Consider the following 17,382-nt stretch of genomic DNA (forward strand, 5'->3'; position numbering starts at 1 on the left):
GAAAGGAGAAGAGCTTTTGGAGGACCTTATAAAACACCAATACAGCGTTGGAGTACTGTGCAGGAATATTGGAATTTACATTGGTCTGCCTTTAAAAGAAATTAAACTTCTTGAGACTGCAGCCTTTTTTCATGATATTGGGAAGTTATTTGTACCAAAAAGTTTGCTTAACAAGAAGGAACCTCTATCAATCGAAGAATTTGAGGTAGTAAAAATGCATTCATTATATGGCGCAGAACTGCTTAGAAAAATTGGATTTGACAGCATTGTGGTTTCTGCAGTAAGACACCACCACGAGAGATACGATGGAAGAGGCTACCCTGATGGCCTCCACGGTGAAAAAATTCCCTTGTGTTCAAGGATAATTGCGGTAGCAGATGCGTTTGATGTTATGACAGCCGGCAGGATATATAAAAAACCCATTTCAAATGATAAAGCAGTTGAAGAGTTAATAAGATGTTCGGTCACACAGTTTGATCCTGAGGTTGTAAAAATTTTTGTAAAGATGTTTAAGGAGGAGGATGCATATGTTTAAGGTTGGTTTGGACCTCGGTTACGGGTATGTAAAAGGAATTAATGAGAAAGGAAAAGAAGTACTATTTCCTTCACTGGTTGGAAATGCGTACGAAAGAGTTTTGAGCGGCTTATTTGGTACAGATAATAATAAAGCAGATAATATGCATGTCGTTATTGTGAATGAGAATAAAGAAGAGTATTTTGTTGGTGAGCTGGCAAGGAGAGAAGGGAAGAATGTTTCGTACGCTTTTGATGAAGATAAGATATACCATCCCAACACGAGGGCACTTCTTACTGCTTCGTGCCTTTTACTGCTGCCAGAAGAGGAAGTGCCGGTGCACATTGTAACCGGTCTTCCGCTGGAGCAGTACATACACAAAAAGGAAGAGTTTAAAAATATGCTGAAAAATTTCAAGGTCATGGCATATTTTAAGGGAGATGAAAAGGTAAAAACAATCAAATTTGAGAAGGTTACTATATTCCCTCAAGCAGCCGGAGCGGTGTACCATGCTGTTATGGCTGACATACAGAAGTATCTTGTAAAGGGAAGCTATATAGGCTTAATCGATATAGGATTCAAGACTACGGATTATATAGTTTTCATGGTTGAAGATAAGCTCATTTTAAGAGAGGATATGTCAGGGACTGTAGAAGTTGGAATGTCTGCTCTTAACAATACAGTGGATAAAATATTCACACAGAGAACTGGAAGCAAAATTGATGTCTCTGAATTGATAAGGCTTATAAGTGACGGGAAAATATTCTATAAAGGAAGGGAACTTGATTTTACAAAAGAGATTGATGCAGTGCGCAGCGAGATTGCAAGGGTAATGAAAGATAAGATAAAGCTGATATGGGGAAGTAAGCTGGACTTCTTCAATACTGTCTTTCTGGCAGGTGGAGGAGCAAAAGAATTAGTGGAATATATGAAGGATTTTTACGAAAAGATAGTATTGGTGAAAAATGCACAGTTTGCAAATGCCAGGGGATTTCTTAAAGTTGCGGAATTAGAGGAGAAAAAAGCAGTTAATGTGCGGTGAAAGAGGGGAGAATATGGGCAAAAGAATAAGAGATGAAGAAGAACTGAACTACAAGAATGTGTGGGAGCTTATGAAACAGATGGTGGATTACTATACCTCAGAGAAAAAATACCTTACAAGGAGGGAGATTAAATATATAATCAGGGTGTGTGAGAGCGGACAGCCTTCAATACCTATAAAAGAGAGATGAAAATGTCCGACATTTTGTGTCCGACATGAGTTTTATGAGATGGGAACAGGTTTTGAAGGATGTAAAAAAGACTTTTGTCCGACATATTACGAGGTTGAATAATTGGTATTTGTCGGACAAAATCATATTTTTGTGCCTCCAAACGCTTAAAAATCAAGACTTTAAAGTGTCAGACAAGGTATGTCAGACAAAAAGCAAATTCGAATCCCCATAATACAGATACCATGAGGGTTTGATTGTGTCAGACATATTCTTTTGAGGTGATACAATGAAAGATAAAAAATACAGCTTTAGAATAAGAGAGAATGATGAAGATATTGAAGAAATACTTTCCAGGCTGAGCTCCAATGAACGCTCCGAGTTTATTAGAAGTGCCATAAGATTTTATGCAGAGTTTAAAAGCAAGCTTGATGATATTGACAACAAGCTGGAAGAAATATTAAAGAAGTTGGAGACAAAATCAGAGAGTTTATCAGTCAGTCCATCAGTCAGCCAATCAAATAATGAAGAGAATCAGAAGACTGATGAAACAGAAAAATTACTTATAGAGAGTGTAATGGATTTATTATCCCTATAGATTAATAGTTATATTAAAAACTTGTAAAAATAAAAAACATAATAAAAGCGTGAGCGAGAAGAAAGATACAGATTTTAGGTCTAAGATATTAACAGATACAGTTTATAGCTTTGTAAAACTAAGTAAGATAAAAAAGCACAAAAAAGTCTAAATTTATGCAGGAAATTAATGATAGATGTCGAAGTTTATTTATAATGGTTTCGAAGGAGTGTATTTTAAATGGATAGAATAACAAGAAAAACATTATTATATAAAACGGGTGTCGAATATGGCGACTATACTATAAATCATGTAGAAGGATGTGCACATGGTTGTAAATTCCCATGTTATGCATATATGTTGGCAAAAAGATTCGGGAGGATAAAATCTTACGAAGAATGGATTAAACCTAAATTAGTTTCTAATTCGTTAGAGATTTTGGATAAAGAATTACCTAAATTGAAAGACAAAATAAATTTTGTACATTTAAGTTTTACAACAGATCCCTTTATGGTGGGGTATCCGGAAGTCACTAATCTATCCTTGGAAATTATTAAAAAACTTAACAGTAATGGTATCAAAGTTACTACATTAACTAAAGGGATCTATCCTGATGAGTTATTAGATAAAAATAGCTATAGTGAATACAATGAATATGGGATTACTTTAGTATCATTAGATGAAAATTTTAAAAAAGAATATGAACCTTATTCTTCTGATTATAAAGACCGAATAGCAAGCTTGAAGAAATTACACAATGCAGGGTTAAAAACTTGGGTTAGCATCGAGCCCTATCCTACACCAAATATTATTAATCAAGATTTGAGAGTAATTCTAAACGAAGTGGCTTTTGTTGATAAAATTGTATTTGGCAGGCTTAATTATAATAAAAAGGTACGAGAGTATTTATGGTATAAGGAATTCTACAATTATTGCAGCGATGTTGTAATAAGATTTTGCGAACAACGTAATATATTGTATCATATAAAAGATGGCACAATAACAGATGATGCTCCATATATATTAAAAGGATATCAAAATGATACACAAGATTTGTTTTTTAAGCATACACAGAGAGCAGTAAAATAAGAGATAATGTAAGCAAAACATGATATTGTCCTTAAAACGAAGAGGATAGTAAATTGAAATAGTCATATATAAAAATTTTAACAAATTATGTTTTTTGAAAGATAAAGGAAGGGAAAATTTCATGTTTTTTAATGAAGTTAAAAGTCAGTCGCTTATTAAAAAAGAGATTGTTGTTAAGTATTTTGATGCATGGGCTAAAATTATGAATAAGCGTAGTGATAGATTGGGTTATATTGATTTATTTTCTGGACCAGGTAATTATGAAGATGGTACAGATTCCACTCCTATAGCTATTATGAAGTTAATTCTTAAAAACAATGATTATAGAAACAAATTTGTAACTGTATTTAATGACAAAAATAAACGCTATATTGGTAAATTAGAATCAGCTATCAGTAATCTTGAAAATATCAAATCTTTAAAATATGAACCTATCTTTCTTAACCTTGAATTGGATATTCAAACAAGTGATATTTTTGCTGCTACTTCAATAATACCAAGTCTTATTTTTATAGATCCCTGGGGTTATAAAGGTGTTACTCAAAAGTTAATTTCTTCATTGACTAAAGATTGGGGCTGCGATGCAATACTTTTCTTCAATTATAATCGTATACGTTCCGGCATAAAAAATCCTAAGGTTGAAGAACACATGATAAGTTTGTTTGGAGAAAAAAGATATTTAAAGTTACGGGAAGAGCTTAATAAAAGCAATTGTCTAGATAAGGAAAGCTTAATTATGAATGAATTTCGTGAGGCCATGAGTGATATAGGTATTGAATATATTCTTACTTTTAGATTTAAAAATGAGGACAAAGAAGATACTAGTCATTACATAGTATTTTTGTCTAAAAACTTTACAGCACATAACATAATGAAAGAAGTTATGGCTTCATTGAGCTCAGATAAAATACATGGTGTTGCAAAATTTGAGTATATCCCTGATAAAGAGAGACAGCTTTCATTAAAGGATTTATACGAAAATCCTTTAGATGAATTAAGAAACGAATTGCTTACACAGTATGCAGGAAAAACAATAACTTTTGAAAGGCTTTTTTATGAGCATAGTAAAAATAAACCTTTCATTAAAAAGAATTACAAGGAGGTACTTACTAGACTTGAAGAAGAAGGAAAGATACTTTGTAACCCTGATAAAAGTCGACGAAAGAAAAATACTTTTAGTGACAAAGTAGTTATAAAATTTTTATAGAGAAATTAGAACATTTTCGAACAAAAAGTCGGAATGGAAATATTAAATTAAGGCCTGTAAGACGGTCTTTTTTATTGTCCGATATATCCAATAGTATATCCAATAGAAGTGCGAAATGATTTGGATACATTATTGGATATGGTTAACGTCCCACCCCTACCTTTTAATTTCTCACCGCGCCTCACCCCGAGGCTGTCGCCTCGCCCTCGCTCTGCTCGGGTTTCGAAGCGAGACCCCGCTCTCTCATCATACTCCGCTAACGCTTCGTATAGAGAGCGGGGTCTCGCTTCTCAAGGGTTCGGCGCGGCTCCTAGATTTGGTAGGGGTGGGACGTTTAAAATAAAAAATACAGAATGCATAAAAAGAAAAACAATACAACGTGAACTTCTCGGCAGATATAAATAACAGTTTTATATAAATAAAAAAGTTATGCTAGCAGGGCAGGAAAACTGTTCTGTTTTTATTTTTTACAGGAGGTGGTTCTATGCAGCTTACAAAAAGAGATTTGGAAATTTTATACTGGATAAATAGAATGAGGTATGTAACTGTAAATCAGGTAGCCAAAAAATTTAAGATAGGCATTTGGTATACATATAAAAGATTGAAAAAGTTGTGCGATGATGAATATTTATATTCCTTACGAATCTTCAGAAACAAGCCAGGGGTTTATATATGCACCAAAAAAGGAGCAGAAATTTCAGGGTCAAATTTATGGGCTCCGAAGCATTATGTTAATTTAGCCAATTACGAGCACGATTTAAAGGTTGTAGATTTAAGCATTGAGCTAGAAAGACAGGGAGAATGGATTTCCATGAGGGAACTGAGGCAGGACAGCAAGACAGACATGATACCGGATGGAGTTTTGATAAAGGATGGTAAAAAAATAGCTGTCGAAGTAGAGCTCACAAAGAAGTCAGAGAGAAATTTAAAGAAGAAAATGGGCTACTACAAAAGAAGTATTGACTACGATGAAATATGGTATTTCGTATCAAGCAGGGTAGTTTATGATGCGGTAGAAAAAGCAGCTAAAGAAATGGATTATGTTAAGATTTTTTATTTGAGCGAGGTGCTTAAGGATGAACAGCAGAGAGCTTACGCAAACAGATAAAATAGCGATACTAGTTATTGGTCTTGTAGGAGCTTTGATGTTTTTACCGGGAATTATTCTTGGATTGATGATATACACTGCTGCTGATAGGTTAAAAAATAAGAAATGGATGGTTTATGCTGCAGTTGCAGCTGCAGTGACACTTGTAATTTTAACTGTAAAGGATTTTAATATGCTGATATTGGATTATTTTAAGCTGATACTTGAGACTTATAAGTCGCTTTTTAATAGCAAGATACCACATAACTTAGACTGGATAGTTTTAATAAAAGTCGGTATCCCTGTTGGATTTACTCTGTCACTAATGATGGAGTTGTATACTGCGGCACAGCCTGAGTGGGTAAAGAAAAAGAAGAAAATAGGGAAAGATAAAGAAAGAAGTTTTAATGAAAGGCTTGTAAAAAAACTGGAGAAGCTGTCACAGCCGGATGACGGAACCCTTATAGGTATTGATGAGGCCGGTAACACAGTGAAAATTACAGACGAGGAGCTTAATGGACACTGCTTGGTGTTAGGGGCTACGGGTGCAGGGAAAACTACTACTCTTATGAATTTTATTGAAAGCGCTGCAAGAAGAGGGATACCTGTGATTATAGTTGACGGGAAAGGTGAAATAGGTTTTGCGGAGAAAGTAAAAAATATGGCAGAAAAATATAATCAGAAGTTTTATCTTTTTTCTATGGTGACACAAGAAGGAAATATGCACTACAATCCTTTGAGAGTTGGAAACTTCACGGAATTAAAAGATAAGCTTATCAGTTTATCTGATTGGACGGAGCCTCACTACAAATTCTTAAGTGAAAGATACCTGCAGTCAGCAATAAGGATTTTACAGAATACAAATAACAGAGTAGATTTGGTTAACATCTCTAAAAAATTAAACTACAATGCTTTATTGGAAGAAGCAAAGAAACTAGTTAGGGAAGGAGAAATGGATAAAAATGAATACGAAGCTTTTTACGATATGATTGACAGCGCAAAAAAAGACATTATTGGCCTTGTGAACAGGCTGGCAGTGTTTTCAGAAAGCGAGATAGGAGAACTGCTTTCTGATACAGAAGATGAAGGTACAATTGACCTTATAAAATGCATAGAAGAAAATGCAGTGGTGTTTTTTAGTTTAGACGCTTTAAGATTTTCAGAATATTCAAGGCTTTTGGGAAGGCTGATAGTAATTGATTTAAAGACAACAGCGGCGAGAATGTTTGAAAGTAACAAAAAGGTGTTTACAATTTTTGATGAGTTTGGAGTGTTTGCAGGGCCTCAGGTTACAGATTTTATAAATAAATCAAGAGCTGCAGGATTTCATGTCATACTATCCACGCAGGAGCTTGCAGATTTAAGAATAGAGGGTAAAATAGAATTAATGGAGCAGATATTGGGCAACACAAATATTAAAATCATACACAGACAGGATGTACCAGTATCAGCTGAGCTTTTATCCTCACTCATAGGTACAAGGGATGATATAACCATCACAATGCAGGTGAATGAAATTTCACCTACTGGAATGGGTACAGTCAAGGAAGAAAAAAGCTTTATTGTGCATCCTGATGAAATAAAGCGGCTTAAAAGAGGAGAAGCTTTTGTGGTTAGAAAATTTCCAGCCTTTTTTGTGGAGAAGGTATTAGTGAGAAAGGTATAAGTCAATAATGGAAAAATAAAAAAGCGAAAATTAAAAAATAAGGGGCAGTTGTGATACCTTTTTCATTTAAGAAGATGAAAACACAAGATTATTGGTATGCTGTTTTACAATAAAATCAATGAATTAACATTTAAAAAGTAATTCAAAAAAGCTAAGGAGATATTGACTTTTGAGAGCTTTTGATATTAAATCTACGTAGGGGGTGGTTTAAATGGCAGAATTTTTGCCCACTCCCTGGGCTGCACTCTGATTCGGGCACTTATCCCGGGGTGCTATGGCCCTTGTGGAGGGAGTAAAAAAAGCCACAAGGTGCGTTCGAATCCGTAGCAGCCCTCAGCGCCGCAATGTAAAGTAAAGTTATACCGGGAACCAGGGTAGATGGAAAGGAACTTCCTCTATCCTGGTGTTTTCATTTTGTGTCAAAAAAATTGAAAAATAAAAATAGTAGTTTTTGTATATAGTGAGTACTGTAGGTTTAAAGAATTTTATCAGATGGGGAAAAAGTAAACAAAGAAATGGCAAAACAAGTGACATAGTTAGATTTATAATCCTTGCAGGGCCTAATTAATAAGGTAATGAAAAATAAAAACTTATAAGAAAGCTTAACCATTTAAAAAGTTTTGATAAAAAAAGAAGGAATTTTAGTGACAGCGGTCCGGATTTTTCATTTTCGCTTTGCTCAAAACAAAAATCCGAATTAATAGAGCACCACCGCAGACGGCATACGCCGCAGCGGTCGTGCTTTTTTGTTTGCCCCGCGTCATAGATTATACGCCTGCTCGCCTAACGGTCAAGGGGCAAGCCCTGACGGGTCGGTGAGCATATCCTCCCTCGCTGGTGCTCGGTCCGGTATCCCTCCCCGACCCCTTGACCTTCGGCTCGCAGGCCGTTTTGTTTTAACTGCCGGGGGCAAACAAGAAACAAACAAAAAATGAGGAGGTGTAAGCACATGGCAAAAGAAAGTAAGCTATAGCAGTATGTTTTAAGAGAATAGTTAAAAATATAACCATATTTTCCTACGCTGTGGTATAATTAATTATGAAGTGAAATTTTTGATGTGTAAAGGACAATTAATTGCTTTTGAATATAAATTATAATAAGACTTAAGGAGAGGATAGTAAAATGCCAGAGATAACAAGGTTTTATGGCATAGTAATTAAAATGTACTTTGGAGATCACTTTCCACCACACTTTCATGCTATATATGGAGAATACATAGGTGTATTTGATATTAATACTCTTAAAATGATTGAAGGAGATTTACCTAGAAGAGCAAGAGAGTTAGTCGTTGAATGGGCTAGCAAATATCAACGTGAACTTCTAGAAATGTGGGAGACTCAGGTATTTCGAAAATTGCCTGGATTGGAGTGATGGAACATGTATAAAGTTGTCAGTGTGAAACCAACAGATGATTATAAACTGCTTGTTACTTTTGATAATGGGATAGTGAAAGAATACGATATGAAACCAAAGCTTAATGAGTGGCAGTTTGAGCTATTGAAAAGCAAAGCTTTTTTCAAAGCAGTAAAAGTTGATCCAGGAGGATATGGTGTAAGTTGGAATAGCGAAATGGATTTGAGTGAATATGAGCTTTGGAAAAATGGTAAAGAAGTTAACCACAGTTTAAATTAAGACGAGTATGTAAAATGGGTAGTTAACTTTTATTAATAAGAACGTCCGATGCAAACATTTTGCTAACGTAAGCTATAAAAACGTGTTTAAATTTAGCGTTATGTAAATAAATGCAAAATGGCGAAAGCCCTCTAAAATAAGGATTTATAGAGTCATTAATTAGCATATTAATTACAAGAAAAGATATTTTATCCAACTTGTAATCAGCAGGTTGAAGGTTCAAGTCCTTTCGCCAGCTCCAGTATTTGAGCAGGTTTAAGGGTATCGATAAAAAGTCGATACCCTTTTTTGATTGCGAGTTGATTGCGAGTTGAAATCTTGAAAAACAGCTACTTTTTAATATACTATATATAGTGTTTAATATAGTTTTAGATGTGTATATATGGTATAATATATTATAAGATTTACTTAGATAAAAAAATAACCCATGGCAAGGACCAAGGATTATACACGACCATATATATTATATCCTGTCCTTGCAGGGAAAAGCAAGGAGGATGTTAGCAATGAATTTAGCATATGGTGAAATGGAACCGCAAGATAACATAATATCAAAAGAAAATGCACGAAATATATTTTTGAATACTATAAAAAAAGAAATGCCAGAAATATTACATACACTTTATAATAACGTTTATTCTATTTATAAGCAATTAATTATAGAGATAGAAGAAGCGAAAAAGGTACAAACAAATTATATTTCAAGATTAAACAAATATAAAAATAAGAAAAATGAATTTACAATACTTGCATGGAATGATAAAGATATAGAGGATGCAATAAACCATTATATTAATGAATTAACAGATGAATTTTATCCAGATTTAATACCACTTAAGGATGAATTAATTAAATGGGCAGAACGATATAATATTAATTGCAGTTGGATATTAGAAACTGCAATTGAAACTATGAGCCATTGGTATCGATTATCGCCATATGTGGGCAGCAAAATTTATGAAGAATGGCAATATAGAGGTGTCGTATTTTGGGGGTTGGATTTACCTTTATTTGAATTCCCGGAAAAATTTAAATGGGATATAGCGTTTGAAACAGAAAAACAATTTAAGGAAAAGGTCCAAGCGAAGTTTAATGAATACCTTAATAAATACATTGAAAAATGTAAAATGGAAGCGCAGGAAAAGAATTATGTAAAAGGCACAGAAAAACGCCAAGTTGAACATTTTGAATGGTTTGTCAGATACCAAGTGCAAGGTTGGTCGAAAGAAAAAATAGCTAGAGAATATCATGTTACAAGGCAAAATGTTAGTAATGCAATTAATGAAATTGCTGATTTAGTAGGTTTAGAACCAAGACCGACAAGCAAAGGGGGAAGACCGAAAAAGGGGTAAATTTTGTGAAACATATAGAATTTACTGGTAAATTATATATGAATTAAAAAAATTGCGTTTTTTGAACACCTTCTATGTTTTATTATGAGCATAGGAGGTGTTTTTATTATGGATAAAAAGTTATTAAGGTTACCGGAGGTAGCAAGAATACTTGACTTGAAGGAGGACAGAGTATACGCCTTGGCAAGGGAAGGACTGTTACCGGTAATACGAATAGGCAGGCAATTAAGAGTAGACCCAGATAAATTACAGGAATGGCTTGATAATGGCGGGCAAGGATATCCCGGCGGTTGGAAAAGGGAGGCTGAATAAGGAATGCTAATAAGTATAATCACTTGTATTATTTGCTTAGTCTTAATCCTACAGGCGTTAAAAGACGTTAAAGCCTTAAAAGAAGATATCGAAAGCCTTGTAATTCGTAAAAAATCATAAGATAGTTACCGTTTTTTTAAGACAAATAGTTAAGGCATATATTTATACCTTTTAAGCATTGTGAAATAAAAAATAGGCACGTAGGAAGGGAGGCATAATTATGCTAACACCTTTGAAGGCAATTAGAAAGAAATGTTTGGAATGTAGCAATTATCAATATAAGGAAGTTGAACTTTGTCCTATAAAAGATTGTCCTTTATATCCTTATAGGTTAGGTAAAAGGCCTTCTACAATCAAAGGAAATGCAAAAAAGCATGAGATAGCTGAGGATGAGTTAAGTATTACTGAAGTCATCGATTTATTAGAATGATATTTTAATCGAAGGTGTTAAAGATGATTAATAGCGCTATCGATAAATTTACTCTAATTAAAGATAGCATTCCTTTAGTGCAGGCTATAGAATATTATGGCCTGCACCCTATTAAAAGGGGGAGGTACCATTGGATTAAGTGTCCATTTCATAATGATAAGAACCCTTCATTGGCAATCTATGAAGAATCCTTTTATTGCTTTGGTTGTGGAGCACATGGAGACGTTATAGATTTTGTAGCGAGATATTTTAACCTTGAACCATTAGAAGCGGTTTATAGGTTAGCGGAGGATTTTAATGTACCTCTTCCTGAAGAGAGGAGATTAACCAAAGAAGAAAAGAAAAAAATACAGCAACGTATACGGCAGAAACAAGAGGAAGATAAACTTTATAATGACTTTTTAAAGGCAGTTGACGAGACTTATGATTATCTATGTGAACTAAACCATTTATACACAAAAATAAAGCAGGCTATTAGCGAGCCTAAAGATATGGAACTAAGTGAATTTGTAGAAGCATGCCATGAGCAGGACCTAATTAATTACTGGTTGGACCTACTTCTTGAGGGAAATATTCAAGATAAACTTTTTGTAGTGGAGGAGGTTAAACAATGGAAACTAAGCAAGAAGTTATAGAAGCAATAAAAAAATTCAAGCAAGAAAGACAATTACCGAATACAGAAAAATTCTTTAATACTATTATACCACAACGACAGAAGGATAATATACAGGAAGAAGAAATAGAGGAAGCTATACCATGGCCAGAGGATTTGCCAGAAGCGGCTTATCATGGGCTTATAGGGGAAATTATAAGAGCCATTGAACCATATACAGAAGCCGACAATGTAGCTTTATTAATGAGCTTTCTTACAACGATAGGTAATTATATAGGCAAAAACATATATACGAAAGTAGCAGCAGATACACATGGTACAAACATTTTCACATTGCTAATAGGTGATACTGCAAAGGCAAGGAAAGGAACCTCTTTAGGACCAGTAAGAGAGGCTTTTAAAAGAATAGATGAGGATTATATAAAGGATAAAAATGTAGAAGGATTAGCCAGCGGTGAAGGACTTATTTGGGCTATAAGAGACCCTATAGTAGAAAAAGTAAAAGACAAAAAGACAGGAGAATTTAAAGAAGAATTAACTGACTTAGGAGTCGAGGATAAAAGGCTTTTAGTTACAGAAAGCGAATTTGCTACTATCCTAAAGAGGATGCAAAGAGAAGGCAACATATTATCACCTATTATTAGGCAAGCATGGGATGGATATAAGATACAGTCCTTAAGCAAAAACAATCCTGCAATTGTAACTGGACCTCATGTATCAATTATTGGCCATATTACAGTAGAAGAGTTAAGGAACCACTTAAGGAACGTAGAATTATTTAACGGATTTGCGAACAGATTTATATGGCAATGTGTAAGAAGAAGCAAACTATTGCCAGAAGGTCCAGTTATACCAGATACAATCTATAACGAAATTATACAAAAGTTAGATGATGTGTTTAGATGGGCAAGAGAAAATAAAGGTGAAATACGTAGAGATGATGAAGCAACAGAATTTTGGAAAGAAGCATATCCAATTTTGACAGAGGATAAAGATGGAGTGATTGGGGCTATTACCAGTAGAGCAGAAGCACAGGTTTTAAGATTATCATTGATTTATGCGATATTAGATAAATCAAAGGTCATAAGAAAGGAGCATATAGAAGGGGCTATTGCAATATGGCAGAGAAGCGAACAATCGATAGAGTTTATTTTTGGCGATAGTTCAGGTGATGAGATACAAGATAGAATATTGGAAGCATTAAAAAGAGGTCCTATGACACAAACAGAGATTTTTGTAAATGTCTTTAATAGAAAAATACCAGCAATAAGAATAAGAGACACTTTGCAGAGACTTTCAGCTAAAGGGTTAATCAGTGGGAAAAGTATACCTACTAAAGGCAGGCCTAAAACAGTATGGGAACTTAATGAACAAAAATAGTATTAGGTAAAAAAGCACAAAAAGGTCAAAAAGGCTTGTAGTAAGGGTTTAATGCTAAAACAAAAAGAAAACAATAAGTAACATTAAGTCAAAAACTTTATATTTGTTAGTATTAGTCCTTTTAATAAAAATCTTTTTGAACCTTTTTGTTTACTTTTTGTAATGGCTACAATGCGTATGGTTAGGCTTTTTGACCTTAATGACCTTTTTGAACGTAATAAAATAAAAAACATTAAGCGAAGGAGGTGTAAAAATGGAAGCTAAATCTTATTGGGAAGATAAGAATATTTTAAATAAAGTTAAAAAAGCATGGGAACAAAAACAAAAATGGGATGAAGATAAAGCTTATAACTACCTTAAAGAAAAAGTAGAAGAATTAGCAAAAAAATATTATGAAAATGGCAGTTATGGAGCTATTACATGGATTGAAAAACATAATCCTACACTTAATCAAAAACATAATGAAGCTATGGAAAAGGTTAATCAAGCCTTTAGGGAAAAGAGTATTAGTAAATTATATGAAGGTGTAGCAGAGCTATATAGTGTATTCGCAGAAATAGAAGAGGCATATAAAAAGGCTAAAGAAATGGCTAAAAAATATGAGGTAGATATTTATACTATCTATTGGGACGAAGAGATAAAGGCATATAAGATAGTTAGTAAAAATTTATAGGGTAGGGGTATAAAGAAATTTTATATAACCTTCTTGAGAACCGGCGGGCATAGTTTAGCGTGCACAAAATTCCCTTTATCTTATAGAAGGGGAATAATACAATAAATACCCCCCTACTTGTTTTTTTGAAGGAAAGGTGAAGACCGAGCGGCTGACATTCAAAGACCTGAGAAAGGTATTTCACACGAGGGGGGCTGAAATGCTAACAAATGCTAACTTAGTAAAACTTAAGGTTTTAAGGGAGTGGAAAGGTCACAGAAGGGTCACAAAAAGGTCACAAAAAAGAGCAGAAGGAGAGCAAAAGAGTAGCAAAAAGGTTGCAAAAGAGATGCAAAAAGGAGTAGAAGAGGTTTAAAAAGAGCGGTAAAACAGCAGCAAAAGAGCAGTAAATTGAGAGAAAAGCGACAAAAAGAAGAGACAAAAAGGCGACAAAAAGGAGAGGAAAAGGGGTAAGGTGTCAAAGTAAATCAAAAAAATGTGTCCTTTATAGGCTTTGTAGTAGGCTATAGATTAAGTTTTGTAAGCTTTGTCATAGAAGCATTTTTTGACTTTTCGGACGCTATAAAAAAGGGCATAATGCAACAAAATGGAACAAAAAAGGCTTTTTTTAAACATGATGGAAGCCTTGTATTTCAAGGCTTTAGCAGTTACAGAAGGTTAAAAAATGTTTACTAACGTTAGCCTTTGAAGGGGCTTTAGAAACTTTACAAAATTTTACGAAATAGAGGTTTTTAAAAACAGCGTAAGGCTTGAAATATAAGGCTTTGAGGAAGTAGGGGGTATAAAATCTTGTATGTTTTCATAGCAGGAACCGGCAAGCGGGGTAGTGAACACATATTCGCAGGTTTTACTGTTTTTTTGGAAAAGGCTAATTTACCACTTTAGAGTAGTATAATTAGACGAAATAGCAATTTAGTATAATAAGTTACAATAAGTCATAATAGATTATAAAACACTTATACGTTTTTGTTTTCATTCAATATCCGATTTAATTCACTTTCAGATATTCGCCATGTATCACCAAGCTTAATAGCTCTAATTTTCCCTTGTTTAATCCATTTATAAATAGTCATAGTATTTAGCTTTAGCTTTTCAGATACTTCTTTTACTGTAAAGTATTCTTCCACGATAATCACCTCTTTTACAATAATAGCACAGGATATAATTTATATCAATAAAAACTAACAAAGTATATTAAAATAAATTGACATGGTCGTTATATTACATTATAATATAACTTAATAAAATATGTTTAAATTTATTAAGTTATATGAGGAAAGTTAAAAGAAGAGTTTCGTACGAAATTCGTACAAAGTAGGAAGAAGAACATTAACCAAATTGATTAAAGTTGAAAGGAGAGAAGATTTATGCCTTCTGAGGTATATGTAAAGCTTGAAATTGAGGAAGACCATTTAAAACGGTTATCTAACCTCTTAGAGAGGGATAAAACACATCTACAGGACAAAGAGAGGATTGCTTTGTTTCATATTCTATCAGGGAAAGATAGTCTCTATCAAAACATTGATAAGATTTACGATTTTAAAGACCACACAATAAAACCAGAATGTTTAGATGATGGCGAATGGACAAATGAAGATAGAAAACTAATTGCATTGGCATTTAATCTTTATAACAACTACAAAATAACACCTTTAGAGGTGTTTTCGGGACTGAGCAAAGATTCCTTTTTATTGGCATTGGCAGGCATTGTAGAAAGGATTTACAGTTGATAAAAGGGGTTGCAATTTTGCAGCTCCCTTCCCTTAAATAACAAAAAGAGGTTAATTCAAGGTGAAGAAGGCTTTAGTATAAAAGATGTGAAACGAGCATTATAAAATAGGTCTATTTCAAGGAGGTTATGTTATGGCAAGACAAAGAGGGTCAGTGAAAGAAATAATTAAGGGAAAGAAGTATAAGATAAGCTTTTATATTGGTACTGATGGTAATGGAAAAAGGAAATACTATATTGAAACAATCGAATGTAAAAACAAAGCAGAAGCACAAAAATATTTAGCCAAAAAAATAGTAGAGTATGATACAGGGACATTGCCAATAGATGAAACTAATATTACGGTTAAGGATTATCTTAAAAAATGGCTTGAGACAAAAAAATCCTCTTTAGCACTCAAAACTTACAACGATTATGAACAAAAGATAAGATTGTATATCAATCCTGCTATTGGGAACTATAAGCTTTTAAAATTAACACCTTTAATAATACAAAATATGTACAATAATATGTTAGAGCAGGGCCTATCAGCAAGAACTATAAGATATACACATACAGTTTTAAATGAAGCATTAAAGCAAGCTATTAAGTGGCAGATGTTAAGATATAACCCGTGTGATGGAACTACATTGCCGAAGCAGGCAAAAAAAGAGATGAAAGTTTTAACGCCAGAACAGGCTAAAAAGTTTTTAGAAGCTTGTGTTTATAACAGATGGGGGATATTATTTGAATTGCTACTTATAAGTGGTATGAGACCAAGTGAAGCCTTAGGCCTTAAATGGGAAGATATAGACTGGAAAAATAATCGTATTGCAGTACAAAGGACTTTGACCAGAGTAAAAAACAATTGGCAATTAAAAGAACCAAAGACACCACAAAGCAGAAGAACAATTCCTTTACCAAGAGAAGTTATGAATGACTTAAAGGAGCATAGGAAACAACAGTCAAAGGAAAAGCTTAAGGCAAAAGAATATATCAATTATGATAAGGATAAGAATAAATTTAAACCAGAAGAATGGGAAGAAAAATTGAAAGACCCAAAGGTATATGTCGATTATGGACTTGTATTTGCTACTGAAACAGGAAGACCTCTTGACCTTGCAAATATTAATTATCAATATTTTAAACCTCTTCTAAAAAACGCAGGATTACCAAATATAAGACTTTATGATTTAAGGCATACATGCGCTACACTTCTTTTATTAGCAGGTGAAAATCCTAAAGTAGTAAGTGAAAGATTGGGACATGCGAATATAACATTAACACTTGATACTTATAGCCATGTTTTACCTACTATGCAGGAAGAGGCTACACAAAAGTTAAAACAAATGCTATTTGGAAGTTAATTTTTTTTGATTGCGAGTTGATTGCGAACTGAAAAAAACTTAATGAATCTCAAGCAATTTAACATAATATTACAAATGGCTGAAATCCTTAATACATGCAGGTTGTAAGGACTTGTAACACCTAAAAGAACATCAACAAAAGTAGCTGTTATGGGACTTGTAATCAGCAGGTTGAAGGTTCAAGTCCTTTCGCCAGCTCCATTTTTTTGTCAAAAGTCAAGGTTTTTAAGTACCTTGCTTTTTTATTTTAGTGTTGGTGACAACAAAATGACAACATCTGATCTTTTCGATCTGTGAAGAGCTTATTTGGTTTTTCAGCTGCTTCTCTTTGTATTTGATTTAGTATCATTTTCGGTGTTTTGGTATCTGGTGCTTCAAATATAGCTCTTACCTTCCATGTATTTTATCTTGACACTATCGGTTTGATGCTTAATAATACTAAAGGTAAATCAATTGTGGTAAGTCTTGTCACCCATAGGCACTAAAATAATTGATAGTACCAATGCTAGTGATAGGAACAGACTAAGTATTCGCTTGTTTCTAAAATTCATTCGATGGAGTAGT

The 17,382-nt window shown here is 33.8% G+C and carries 20 protein-coding genes; 19 read left to right on the plus strand and 1 reads right to left on the minus strand.

Annotation, left to right across the window (positions count from 1 at the left end):
- Positions 1 to 16: 16 nt before the first annotated feature.
- From THEBR_RS00400 to THEBR_RS11960, 17 genes are all read left to right on the plus strand, one after another.
- Positions 17 to 535, plus strand: a complete 519-nt coding sequence (locus tag THEBR_RS00400; RefSeq protein WP_009052214.1) for an HD-GYP domain-containing protein — start codon at positions 17 to 19, stop codon at positions 533 to 535.
- Positions 528 to 1,556 (plus strand): ParM/StbA family protein, encoded by a 1,029-nt coding sequence (locus THEBR_RS00405; RefSeq protein WP_009052215.1) that lies wholly within the window; start codon positions 528 to 530, stop codon positions 1,554 to 1,556. Before THEBR_RS00400 ends, THEBR_RS00405 begins: the two co-directional genes overlap by 8 nt.
- Before the next feature lie 13 nt (positions 1,557 to 1,569).
- Entirely contained in the window at positions 1,570 to 1,746 is a 177-nt protein-coding gene (locus THEBR_RS12200; protein WP_009052216.1) for a hypothetical protein, read from the plus strand.
- A 268-nt stretch (positions 1,747 to 2,014) separates the two neighbouring features.
- Positions 2,015 to 2,323 (plus strand): hypothetical protein, encoded by a 309-nt coding sequence (locus THEBR_RS00415; RefSeq protein WP_009052217.1) that lies wholly within the window; start codon positions 2,015 to 2,017, stop codon positions 2,321 to 2,323.
- Between the two features lie 219 nt (positions 2,324 to 2,542).
- Positions 2,543 to 3,391 (plus strand): radical SAM protein, encoded by an 849-nt coding sequence (locus THEBR_RS00420; RefSeq protein ID WP_009052218.1) that lies wholly within the window; start codon positions 2,543 to 2,545, stop codon positions 3,389 to 3,391.
- 121 nt (positions 3,392 to 3,512) lie between these two features.
- Positions 3,513 to 4,598 (plus strand): three-Cys-motif partner protein TcmP, encoded by a 1,086-nt coding sequence (gene tcmP, locus THEBR_RS00425; RefSeq protein WP_012268854.1) that lies wholly within the window; start codon positions 3,513 to 3,515, stop codon positions 4,596 to 4,598.
- 484 nt (positions 4,599 to 5,082) lie between these two features.
- The gene (locus THEBR_RS00430; RefSeq protein ID WP_012268855.1) at positions 5,083 to 5,706 is read left to right on the plus strand and encodes a replication-relaxation family protein; all 624 of its coding nucleotides are present in this window, start codon (positions 5,083 to 5,085) and stop codon (positions 5,704 to 5,706) included.
- Positions 5,675 to 7,351 (plus strand): type IV secretory system conjugative DNA transfer family protein, encoded by a 1,677-nt coding sequence (locus THEBR_RS00435; RefSeq protein ID WP_012268856.1) that lies wholly within the window; start codon positions 5,675 to 5,677, stop codon positions 7,349 to 7,351. The genes THEBR_RS00430 and THEBR_RS00435 overlap by 32 nt, the downstream gene beginning before the upstream one ends.
- Before the next feature lie 1,122 nt (positions 7,352 to 8,473).
- On the plus strand, positions 8,474 to 8,722 hold the full coding sequence (dhiT, locus tag THEBR_RS00440) for a type II toxin-antitoxin system toxin DhiT (RefSeq protein WP_012268857.1): 249 nt from the start codon (positions 8,474 to 8,476) through the stop codon (positions 8,720 to 8,722).
- Between the two features lie 6 nt (positions 8,723 to 8,728).
- Entirely contained in the window at positions 8,729 to 8,983 is a 255-nt protein-coding gene (locus THEBR_RS00445) for a DUF2442 domain-containing protein (protein WP_012268858.1), read from the plus strand.
- Positions 8,984 to 9,489: 506 nt separating this feature from the next.
- On the plus strand, positions 9,490 to 10,335 hold the full coding sequence (locus THEBR_RS00450) for a hypothetical protein (protein WP_013570764.1): 846 nt from the start codon (positions 9,490 to 9,492) through the stop codon (positions 10,333 to 10,335).
- Positions 10,336 to 10,443: 108 nt separating this feature from the next.
- Entirely contained in the window at positions 10,444 to 10,647 is a 204-nt protein-coding gene (locus tag THEBR_RS00455) for a helix-turn-helix domain-containing protein (protein ID WP_003867852.1), read from the plus strand.
- 220 nt (positions 10,648 to 10,867) lie between these two features.
- Positions 10,868 to 11,077, plus strand: a complete 210-nt coding sequence (locus THEBR_RS00460; protein WP_013570765.1) for a hypothetical protein — start codon at positions 10,868 to 10,870, stop codon at positions 11,075 to 11,077.
- Positions 11,078 to 11,100: 23 nt separating this feature from the next.
- Positions 11,101 to 11,712, plus strand: coding sequence for a CHC2 zinc finger domain-containing protein (locus tag THEBR_RS00465; RefSeq protein WP_012268860.1), 612 nt, complete (start codon positions 11,101 to 11,103; stop codon positions 11,710 to 11,712).
- Positions 11,688 to 13,070 (plus strand): helix-turn-helix domain-containing protein, encoded by a 1,383-nt coding sequence (locus THEBR_RS00470; RefSeq protein WP_012268861.1) that lies wholly within the window; start codon positions 11,688 to 11,690, stop codon positions 13,068 to 13,070. The genes THEBR_RS00465 and THEBR_RS00470 overlap by 25 nt, the downstream gene beginning before the upstream one ends.
- Positions 13,071 to 13,323: 253 nt before the next feature.
- Positions 13,324 to 13,743 carry a hypothetical protein gene (locus tag THEBR_RS00475; RefSeq protein ID WP_012268862.1) on the plus strand — a complete coding sequence of 140 codons (420 nt, stop codon included), beginning with the start codon at positions 13,324 to 13,326 and terminating at the stop codon, positions 13,741 to 13,743.
- Positions 13,744 to 13,942: 199 nt separating this feature from the next.
- Positions 13,943 to 14,098: a hypothetical protein gene (locus THEBR_RS11960; RefSeq protein ID WP_013570766.1), complete on the plus strand. Its 156-nt coding sequence runs from the start codon at positions 13,943 to 13,945 to the stop codon at positions 14,096 to 14,098.
- A 601-nt stretch (positions 14,099 to 14,699) separates the two neighbouring features.
- On the opposite strand, the gene THEBR_RS00485 is transcribed toward THEBR_RS11960, so the two are convergent.
- Positions 14,700 to 14,870: a helix-turn-helix domain-containing protein gene (locus tag THEBR_RS00485; protein ID WP_003867858.1), complete on the minus strand. Its 171-nt coding sequence runs from the start codon at positions 14,868 to 14,870 to the stop codon at positions 14,700 to 14,702.
- 240 nt (positions 14,871 to 15,110) lie between these two features.
- Here THEBR_RS00485 and THEBR_RS00490 point away from each other — a divergent pair, with 240 nt between their 5' ends.
- Positions 15,111 to 15,473 carry a DUF6075 family protein gene (locus THEBR_RS00490; RefSeq protein ID WP_012268864.1) on the plus strand — a complete coding sequence of 121 codons (363 nt, stop codon included), beginning with the start codon at positions 15,111 to 15,113 and terminating at the stop codon, positions 15,471 to 15,473.
- Between the two features lie 133 nt (positions 15,474 to 15,606).
- Positions 15,607 to 16,818: a tyrosine-type recombinase/integrase gene (locus THEBR_RS00495; RefSeq protein ID WP_012268865.1), complete on the plus strand. Its 1,212-nt coding sequence runs from the start codon at positions 15,607 to 15,609 to the stop codon at positions 16,816 to 16,818.
- The last annotated feature ends 564 nt before the right edge of the window (positions 16,819 to 17,382 follow it).

Origin of the sequence: Thermoanaerobacter brockii subsp. finnii Ako-1 (assembly GCF_000175295.2) — a bacterium.
GTDB lineage: Bacteria > Bacillota > Thermoanaerobacteria > Thermoanaerobacterales > Thermoanaerobacteraceae > Thermoanaerobacter > Thermoanaerobacter pseudethanolicus.